Annotated in this window: 1 protein-coding gene; it reads right to left on the bottom strand. The window is 67.5% G+C overall.

Going from position 1 to position 520, the window contains the following annotated elements:
• Positions 1–520, bottom strand: a 520-nt coding sequence (locus tag OC490_RS49160) for a pectate lyase (protein WP_262064572.1), incomplete at both ends; no start/stop codon positions are given.

Below are 520 nucleotides of genomic sequence, written 5' to 3'. Positions count from 1 at the left end.
CCTTCGCGGGTTCGCCCGAGGTGACCCCGCGGAACTTCTGGCAGACGACGATCTTGCGTGCCGGGTCGCCCTGGATGGTGATGCGGGAGAGCCGGGCCGTGTCGCCGTACGGCGTGGAGTTGATGCCGACGATGTCGAGGCCGGGGGACTTCACGGTGACGTTGTCGAGGACGACATGGCGCTGGTACTGGGTCTTGCAGTTGCCGCAGGAGCGGTAGAGCTTGCCGAAGTTCTCGACCTTGAAGTTCCTGATGACGAAGGTGCCGGGGCCGTTCTGCTGGAACACCTTGTCGGCCGCCTTGCGGGCGCCGCCGCCGTCGATCGTCATGGTCTGGTTCGCGGCGGTGCCCTTGAAGGTGGCGGCGTCCTCGCCGACGTCCTCCCACCACACGTTCTTCAGCGTGCAGGTGCCCCGGCAGTGGATGCCGTCGGCGGCCGGCGAGCCGATGATCACGTTCGAGACGGTGGCCTTGTCGGCCAGCTCCAGGATCGGCGGCTGGTTCTCGGCCTGGTCACCGCC

The organism is Streptomyces sp. STR69 (assembly GCF_024519455.1).
In the GTDB taxonomy this organism is placed as follows: Bacteria; Actinomycetota; Actinomycetes; order Streptomycetales; family Streptomycetaceae; genus Streptomyces.
This window is presented reverse-complemented; position numbering and strand designations above follow the sequence as displayed.